Consider the following 9,387-nt stretch of genomic DNA (forward strand, 5'->3'; position numbering starts at 1 on the left):
CTCGTCCCGGCTTGGGGTCTTCCCGGCTCGCGGAGCCGTGAGAAGCACCGGGCGCCGCCCCCGGGGACGGCTCCCTTGCGCCGCCCGCCCTTGTGCCGGTCATGGTAGCCGCACCCCGCCTGTCGCCACACCCTGTCACCGCGATGTCACTGTGCACGTAGCAGAAACGTGGCAGGGGACCAGAAGGTTCCCCGAATACCGCGGTCCCACACGTCATCGGCCACAGTCAGTCAGCGGACGTTCAAAGTCCTTCCCAGCAGCTGTCACTCCGCGCGCATCCACTGCTCCATCACCGTCAGCAGATGATCCGTATCGACGGGCTTGGTGACATAGTCGGACGCCCCGGCGTCGATGCTCTTCTCCCGGTCGCCCTTCATCGCCTTCGCCGTGAGCGCGATGATGGGCAGCCCCGCGAACTGCGGCATCCTGCGGATCGCGGCCGTCGTCGCATAGCCGTCCATCTCCGGCATCATGATGTCCATCAGCACCAGCACCACGTCGTCGTGCTGTTCCAGGACCTCGATCCCCTCGCGGCCGTTCTCCGCGTAGAGCACCGAGAGCCCGTGCTGCTCCAGCACGCTGGTGAGGGCGAAGACGTTGCGGATGTCGTCGTCGACGATCAGCACCTTCTCGCCGTGGAAGCCGCCGCTGAAGCCGTGCGCCGTCCCGTCGGGGCCGTCACTGTGCGCATCCATCGCCCATGGCTCGTGCCCGGCGGCTCCCCGCGAGTTCCGCGCCACCGGCACCGGCACCGCCGCCTCCGCCTGGCCGTCGGACACCGGCAGCGCGGGCCGCAGCCCCGCCGCCGCCTGTGCCGCGCGCCGGCGGCGCAGGAACAGCCCCGCCGCACCGCCGCGCTCCGGCGACTGCGCACCGGCGCCGTCCCCGGAGGGCATCAGCCCGCCCGGCTCCACGCCCCCGATCGCACCGCCCGCCTCCGGGTGGTAGCCCTGGGGCGGCAGCTCGCCGGGGTTGAGCGGCAGGTAGAGCGTGAAGGTGGAGCCGCGGCCGGGCTCGCTGGCCGCGTGGATCTCGCCGCCGAGCAGCCGGGCGATCTCCCGGCTGATCGACAGACCCAGGCCCGTACCGCCGTACTTGCGGCTCGTCGTGCCGTCCGCCTGCTTGAACGCCTCGAAGATGACCCGCATCTTGCTCTGCGCGATGCCGATGCCGGTGTCCGTGACGGAGAAGGCGATCATGTCGGCGTCGGCGTCCCGCAGCGAGCCGGCTTCCAGCAGCTGCTCCCGGATGCTGTCCGGAACGTCCACCCCGGCCGGCCTGATGACCAGTTCGACCGCGCCCGAGTCCGTGAACTTCACCGCGTTCGACAGCAGGTTGCGCAGCACCTGCAACAGCCGCTGCTCGTCGGTGTGCAGTGTGGCCGGCAGCTCCGGCGAGACGCGTACGGAGAAGTCCAGGCCCTTCTCCGCGGTGAGCGGCCGGAAGGTGGCCTCCACGTAGTCGACGAGCTGGACGAGCGCGATGCGCGTCGGGCTGACGTCCATCTTGCCCGCCTCGACCTTCGACAGGTCCAGGATGTCGTTGATCAGCTGCAGCAGGTCCGAGCCCGCGCCGTGGATGGTCTCGGCGAACTCGACCTGCTTCGGGGAGAGGTTGCCCTCCGCGTTGTCGGCGAGCAGCTTGGCCAGGATCAGCAGCGAGTTGAGCGGGGTGCGCAGCTCGTGCGACATGTTGGCCAGGAACTCGGACTTGTAGCGCATCGAGACCGCGAGCTGCTCGGCGCGCTCCTCGAGCACCTGCCGGGCCTCCTCGATCTCGGTGTTCTTCACCTCGATGTCGCGGTTCTGCCGTGCCAGCCGCTCGGACTTCTCCTCCAGCTCGGCGTTGGAGATCTCCAGCGCCTTCTGCCGGTTCTCCAACTCCGCCGACCGCTCGCGCAGTTGCTCGGTCAGCTCCTGCGACTGCTTGAGCAGCACCTCGGTCTTGGTGTTGACGCTGATGGTGTTGACGCTGGTGCCGATCATCTCGGCGATCTGGCTGAGGAAGTCCTTCTGGATCTGCGCGAACGGCTGGAACGACGCCAGCTCGATCACGCCCAGGACCTGGCCCTCGAACAGCACCGGCAGCACGATCACATGGGCCGGCGGCGCCTCGCCCAGACCGGAGGCGATCTTCAGGTAGCCCGGCGGCACGTTCTCCACCAGGATGGTCCGCTTCTCCTTGGCCGCGGTGCCGATCAGCGACTCGCCCGGCCGGAAGGAGGTGGGCATCGCGCCCATCGAGTAGCCGTACGAACCGAGCATCCGGAGCTCGTAGGCGTTCTCGCCGCTGCCGCCCTCCTGCGGCTCCGTCGGCATCGCCAGGAAGAACGCGCCGTGCTGCGCGGAGACCACCGGCGTCAGCTCGCTCATGATGAGCCCGGCGACGTCCTCCAGGTCGCGGCGTCCCTGCATCAGACCGGAGATGCGGGCCAAGTTGCCCTTGAGCCAGTCCTGTTCCTTGTTGGCGAGCGTGGTCTCGCGGAGGTTGGCGATCATCGTGTTGATGTTGTCCTGGAGTTCCAGGATCTCGCCCGCCGCGTCCACGTCGATCCGCAGGTTGAGGTCGCCGCGGGTCACGGCCGTGGCGACCTCGGCGATGGCCCGCACCTGACGGGTCAGGTTGCCGGCCATCTCGTTCACCGACTCCGTCAGGTCGCGCCAGGTGCCGTCCACGTCCCGCACCCGGGCCTGACCGCCCAACTGGCCCTCGGTGCCCACCTCGCGGGCCACCCGGGTGACCTGGTCGGCGAACGAGGACAGCTGGTCAACCATCGTGTTGATGGTCGTCTTCAGCTGGAGGATCTCGCCGCGCGCATCGATGTCGATCTTCTTGGTGAGGTCGCCCTGCGCGATGGCCGTCGTCACCATCGCGATGTTGCGCACCTGCCCGGTGAGGTTGGACGCCATCGAGTTCACCGACTCGGTGAGGTCCTTCCACGTACCGCTCACGCCCGGCACCCGCGCCTGGCCGCCGAGGATGCCGTCGGTGCCCACCTCTCGGGCCACCCGGGTCACCTCGTCCGCGAAGGACGACAGCGTGGTGACCATGATGTTGACCGTGTCCGCGAGCTGCGCGACCTCGCCGCGCGCCTCCACGGTGACCTTCTTGGTCAGGTCGCCGTTCGCGACCGCGGTGGCCACCTGTGCGATCCCGCGGACCTGGCTGGTCAGGTTGTTGGCCATCAGGTTGACGTTGTCGCTGAGGTCCTTCCAGATGCCGGTGACGTCCCGCACCCGCGCCTGGCCGCCCAACTGGCCCTCGGTGCCCACCTCTCGGGCCACCCGGGTCACCTGCTCGGCGAAGTCCGACAGCTGGTCCACCATCGTGTTCACGGTGGTGACGAGTTCGAGGATCTCGCCCTTGGCGTCGACCGTGATCTTCTTCGACAGATCGCCCTTGGCCACCGCCGTGGTCACCTCGGCGATGTTGCGCACCTGGGACGTCAGGTTGTTGGCCATGAAGTTCACGGACTGGGTGAGGTCCTTCCAGGTGCCCGAGACCCCCTGCACCTCGGCCTGGCCGCCCAGGATGCCCTCGGTGCCGACCTCGCGCGCCACGCGTGTGACCTGGTCGGCGAACGAGGACAGCTGGTCCACCATCGTGTTGATGGTGTTCTTCAGCTCCAGGATCTCCCCGCGCGCATCCACATCGATCTTCTGCGACAGATCACCACGCGCCACCGCCGTGGCGACCTGGGCGATCTGCCGCACCTGCGATGTCAGGTTGCCCGCCATGAAGTTGACGGAGTCCGTCAGCTCCTTCCACGTGCCGCTGACGCCGTCCACCCTGGCCTGACCGCCCAGCCGGCCCTCCGTGCCCACGTCGCGCGCCATCCGCGTGACCTGGTCGGCGAAGGACGACAACTGGTCCACCATCGTGTTCACGGTGTTCTTCAGCTGCAGCATCTCGCCGGAGACGTCGACCGTGACCTTCTGCGACAGGTCGCCGTTCGCGACCGCCGTGGTCACCTGCGCAATGTTGCGGACCTGGCCGGTGAGGTTGCGGAAGGCCGTGTTCACCGAGTCGGTGAGGTCCTTCCACGTGCCCGCCGCACCCGGCACGGCCGCCTGGCCGCCCAGCTCGCCCTCGACACCGATCTCCCGTGCCACACGGGTCACTTCACCGCTGAAGGACTGCAGCTGGTCCACCATCGAGTTGACGGTGTTCTTCAACTCCAGCATCTCGCCGGAGACATCGACCGTGACCTTCTGCCCGAGGTCGCCGTTCGCGACCGCCGTCGTCACCTGCGCAATGTCCCGCACCTGGCCGGTGAGGTTGCGGAAGGCCGTGTTCACCGAGTCCGTGAGGTCCTTCCAGATCCCCGCCGCACCCGGCACCTGCGCCTGGCCTCCCAGCAGGCCCTCGGCACCGACCTCGCTGGCCACCCGTGTCACCTCGTCGGCGAACGTGCGCAGCGTCTCGGTCATCTGGTTGATGGTCTCCGCCAGTTGCGCCACCTCGCCGCGCGCGCTGACCGTGACCTTCTGCGACAGGTCGCCGTTCGCGACGGCCGTCGTCACCTGCGCGATACCGCGCACCTGGGCCGTCAGATTCCCGGCCATCAGATTCACCGAGTCGGTGAGGTCCTTCCAGACACCGGCCACCCCGGGCACCTGCGCCTGGCCGCCCAGCTCGCCCTCGGTGCCCACCTCGCGCGCCACCCGCGTGACCTCGGAGGCGAAGGAGGACAGCTGGTCCACCATCGTGTTGACGGTGTTCTTCAACTCCAGCATCTCCCCGGCCACATGAACCGTGACCTTCCGGGAGAGGTCGCCCTTGGCGACGGCCGTCGTCACCAGTGCGATATCACGCACCTGGGCGGTGAGCCGGGACGCCATCGTGTTGACGGAGTCCGTCAGATCCTTCCACGAGCCGGACATACCGCGCACCCGCGCCTGCCCGCCCAGCTTCCCTTCGGTGCCCACCTCGCTGGCCACCCGCGTCACCTCGTCGGTGAACGCCGACAGCTGGTCGACCAGCCCGTTGACCGTGCGCCCGACCTTGAGGAACTCGCCCCGCAGCGGATGCGCGGAACCGTCCGCTCCCTGCGAGCGCAGATCCATCCGCTGCTCCAGGTCGCCCTCGGCGACCGCCGACAGCACCCGGCCCACCTCGGACACCGGCCGCACGAGATCGTCGACCAGGGCGTTCGACGCGTCGATCGCGGCCGCCCAGGCCCCCTCGCACGCGCCGACCTCCAGCCGCTCGGTGAGCTTGCCCTCCCGGCCGACCACCCGGCGCACCCGCGCCAGCTCGCCCGTGAGCTGCAGATTACGGTCCGCGACCTCATTGAAGACCGCGGCGATCTCGGACATCGCACCGTCGCCCGAGACCGTCAGACGTTTGCGGAAGTTCCCGTCCCGCATGGCCTCCAGCGCCGACAGAAGCCGGTTCAGGGCCGCGGTGTCCACCTCCGTCGTCCCATTGGCCCGGGACCGTCCGCCCTTCGCGCGCGTGCTCACGCCCCGCGCCGCTGCGCCAGACTCCACCGTGTCCCTCCCGCTGGGTCGATCATCCTCGTCGGGCTTCCGCTTCGAGCTTTCCCAGTGTTTCACTCCAGCCCAACCAGGTCATAACCTCCGGCAGCATCGCACACAGTCCACCCGATACCCCCAAGGTGGAATCACTGTGCACCGGCCTCCGCCCGGGGCGCGGGGGTAAGTAACCTGGCATCCGGCCAGGGCAATGGAGGGGCGCTGCACATGCGTGAGCAGATCGCCGAGACGCACACGAGGAGACCTGTGATCACCGCGCGGGCAGCCGCCACCTTCGAGCCGGTCGGACGCTCCGTCGCCGCCGCCCGGACCTTCGTCCGGGACACCCTCCAGGGCTGGGGCTTCCCCGACATCATCGACGACGCCGTCGTCCTGACCAGCGAACTCGTCACCAACGCCGTCGTCCACGCCGGCACCGCGGCCGAGGTCCTGTGCACGCGCGCGGAGGGCGGCGTGTGCGTCGAGGTCGCCGACCGCTACCCCGACCGCGAACTGCCCCTGCAGAGCCCCGCCGGCCGGCTCGGCGGCGTCGACCGCGAGGGCGGCCGCGGCCTGCTGCTCTGTGCCGCACTGGCCTCCCGCTGGGGCGTCGAGTACACGTCCACCCGCAAAAAGGTCTGGTTCCGCCTCGACCTCCCCGACCGCCCCGCGGGCACCCGCTCCGCCGGCCCCGCCCTGCCCGCCGAGGCGCTCCCGCTGGCCGACCCCCGGGTCCGCGTCGCCGTGATCCAGATCGACCGCACCGGCTGCATCACCTTCTGGAACGACGACGCCCACGAGCTCTTCGGCTTCACCGCCGACCAGATCACCGGCAAGCCCCTCACCGACCTCGCCGCCTGGCCGCACACCCCCGGCACCTCCACCGGCATCGCCGAGGCGCTGCGGCTGTCCCGCTGGGAGGGCTCCTACGGGATCCGCGGCGCCGACGGCCGCGTCATCCCCGTCTACGCCTCCCACCTGCGGGTCCGCGACGCCGAGGGCGCCCCCTCCACCGTCTGCCTGCTCGTGCGCGACGAGGAACGGGCCGTCCTGCAGAGCCCGCAGCGCGCCCCCGCGGCCGACGCCGCCACCGCCGAGCGGGGCACCGCCACGGACCCCTTCGAGGTCTTCATCGGCTCCCCCGCCCCCGACGACCTGGACGGCCTCCTCCAGCGCACCGTCGAGCGCGCCCGCGACATGCTCGACGGCGACTCCGCCTACCTCCTGCTGGCCACCGACGACGAGACCGAGCTGGAGGTCCGCGCCTCCACCGGCCTGCCCTCCGCCCGCCAGCGGTTCGCCCGCGTCCCCGTCGAGGCCGGCACCGGCCGCTACGGCTCCGCCCGGATGCCCGCCGTCCACGACGACCTCAGCGCCGTCCCCGGCGCCGTCCCCCTGCTGGCCAACACCGGCATGCGCTCGGTCGTCACCGTCCCGCTCAAGGTGGAGGGCCGCCTGACGGGCTCGCTGGGCGTCGCCGCCGAATCCCCGCGACGCTACGGCAACGAGGAGGCCCTGCGGCTGCAGTTCGCCGCCGACCGCATCGCCCTCGCCGTCGAGTCCGCCCGGCTCGGCGAGCTGGAGCGCCTCCGCCGCGGCTCCCTCTCCTTTCTCGTCGAGGCCTCCGACCTGCTCGCCGGCACCCTCGACCGGGACCAGACCCTGGCCCTCATGGCCCAGATGACCGTCCCCACCCTGGCCACCTGGTGCGCGGTCTACACGATCGCCGACCAGAGCTCCGACCCCGAACTGTCCTACGTCCTGCACGAGGACGAGGACCGCATCGACGGCCTCAAGAACCTGCTCTCCAAGGTCCCGCCGCCGGACCCCGTCAACTCCCCCGGCGCCCGCGTCTGGTCGGCCCCCTCCGAGGCCGCCCACTCCGCCGCCCTGCGCTCCTCCCTGCGCAGCCTCGGCCTCGCCGACGCCAGCGGCCACATCCCCGGCCCGGGCACCTCGCTCGCCACGGCGGCCGCGGTCGGCGGCGAGACCGTCGTCCTGCCGCTCGTCGCCCGCAACCGCGTCATCGGCATGCTCACCCTCGGCAAGCCCAGCGACGACCACTTCCGCCAGGAGATCCTCGAACTCGCCGAGGACCTCTCCCGCCGGGCCGCCCTCGCCCTGGACAACGCCCGCCTCTACTCCGAGCGCACCGCCATCAGCCAGAGCCTCCAGCGCAGCCTTCTCCCGCCCGAGCTCCCGCACGTCCCCGGCGTCGAGGTCGAGGTCATCTACCGCGCCGCGGGCGAGGGCAACGAGGTCGGCGGCGACTTCTACGACCTGTTCCCCATCCGCGACGGCGCCTACGGCTTCGCCATCGGCGACGTCTGCGGCACGGGCCCGGAAGCCGCGGCCGTGACGGGCCTCGCCCGGCACGCCCTGCGCCTGCTGGCCCGCGAGGGCTTCGGCGGCCCGGCCGTCCTGGAGCGGCTCAACGCGGCGATCCTCGACGAGGGCGCCCGCAGCCGCTTCCTCACCCTTCTCTACGGCGAGCTCTGGCCCCAGCACGACGGCAGTGCCGTGTTGAAGGTCGTCTGTGCCGGCCACCCGCTGCCGCTGCGCCTCCGCCAGGACGGCAGTGTGGAGGCCGCCGCCGAACCCCAGCCGCTGCTGGGCGTCATGGAGGATCTCGAACTCTACGAGCAGACGGTCACCCTGGACCCGGGCGACGTGCTCCTGTGCGTCACGGACGGCGTCACCGAACGCCGCGAGGGCACCCGCATGCTGGGCGACGACGGCCTGGCGGACGTCCTGACGACCTGCACGGGCCTGACGGCGGGCGCGGTTGCGGCACGCGTACTGAGGGCGGTCGAACGATTCGCCGCCGAGCCCGCCTCGGATGACATGGCCATCCTCGCCATGCGGGTGCCGGAGCGTCAGCCCCCGCGTCAGGACGACTGATCCGCATACGAAGAAGGCCCCCGCCGAATGGCGGGGGCCTTCTTTTTCAGAGCCCCAAAACGGAATCGAACCGTTGACCTTCTCCTTACCATGGAGACGCTCTGCCGACTGAGCTATTGGGGCCGGCAACGAGATAAAGCATACCCCATGTCCGGACGGCCTTTTGACCACTGTCTTTTGACCACCGACTACGCGGCCGCGGGCAACAACCCGCCGAGCGCATTGCACACCGACACCACGCGCTGTAGCTCGCGCCGCGACATCTCCTCCCCCACGGGCAACGCAAGACAGACGTCGGCCGCCCGCTCGGTCTCGGCAAGCCACAACTCCCGCCGGAACGCGGGCATTCGGTGCACGGGAGTCTGTACGGGCACGTGGCACCGGACGCCGCGCGAGCGAAGGGCCCGCGCGAAGGCGTCCCGGTCCGGCCGGCCGTTGCCGGGCACGCGCACCACATAGGAGTGATAGTGGTGCCGAACTCCCGGCGCCACGGGCGGAGTCAGCAGCCCGGTGAGCCGGGCGTCGAGGTAGGCCGCGTGGGCCTGCCGGCGGGGGTCCGGGGGCTCGGGGTGCGCGTCGTGCTCGACCAGGAGCAAGTCCCGGCGGACGGCGATGCGTTGGAGGGCCGGCAGATCCGCGGGATGCCCGAAGAGGGAGACGGCCACGACGGCCGCGGTGCGCGGGGTCACGGCGGCTTCGACCGCCGCCGGGTCGAGGCAGAAGGTACTGGGATCGATGTCGGCGAACACCGGCAGGGCACCTGCGTGACGAACGGCCTCGGCAGCACCGGGAGTTGCGTACGAGGGCACGATGACCTCGTCCCCGGAGCCCACACCTGCCGCCGTCAGGATCTCCTCTGTCCCCATACCTGCGGATGGTGACGGCGCAACGTGAACGCGGCATGACGCTCCGCACTGCATCGCGGAAACAAAAAAGCTCCGGCGTCTGAACCGAGGTTCAAACACCAGAGCTTTTCTGAATGATAGTTCGGCGGCGTCCTACTCTCCCA

The 9,387-nt window shown here is 70.4% G+C and carries 3 protein-coding genes and 1 tRNA gene; 1 reads left to right on the forward strand and 3 read right to left on the reverse strand.

The window, feature by feature from the left end:
- Positions 1-263: 263 nt before the first annotated feature.
- Entirely contained in the window at positions 264-5,492 is a 5,229-nt protein-coding gene (locus HG542_RS19665) for a HAMP domain-containing protein (protein ID WP_308699105.1), read from the reverse strand.
- 252 nt (positions 5,493-5,744) lie between these two features.
- On the opposite strand from HG542_RS19665, the gene HG542_RS19670 reads away from it, so the two are divergent.
- Complete coding sequence (locus HG542_RS19670; protein ID WP_171083265.1) at positions 5,745-8,378, forward strand: SpoIIE family protein phosphatase; 2,634 nt, start codon at positions 5,745-5,747, stop codon at positions 8,376-8,378.
- 50 nt (positions 8,379-8,428) lie between these two features.
- Here HG542_RS19670 and HG542_RS19675 read toward each other — a convergent pair.
- A tRNA-Thr gene (locus tag HG542_RS19675) sits at positions 8,429-8,501 on the reverse strand.
- 65 nt (positions 8,502-8,566) lie between these two features.
- Positions 8,567-9,244 carry a DegT/DnrJ/EryC1/StrS family aminotransferase gene (locus HG542_RS19680; RefSeq protein WP_227727554.1) on the reverse strand — a complete coding sequence of 226 codons (678 nt, stop codon included), beginning with the start codon at positions 9,242-9,244 and terminating at the stop codon, positions 8,567-8,569.
- Positions 9,245-9,387: the final 143 nt, after the last annotated feature.

It is taken from the genome of Streptomyces morookaense, from assembly GCF_013030945.1.
In the GTDB taxonomy this organism is placed as follows: domain Bacteria; phylum Actinomycetota; class Actinomycetes; order Streptomycetales; family Streptomycetaceae; genus Streptomyces; species Streptomyces morookaensis.

Coding starts and splice junctions, on each gene's coding strand:
- HG542_RS19680 (WP_227727554.1), bottom strand. CDS start 9,244: ATGGGGACAGAGGAGATCCTGACGGCGGCAGGTGTGGGCTCCGGGGAC.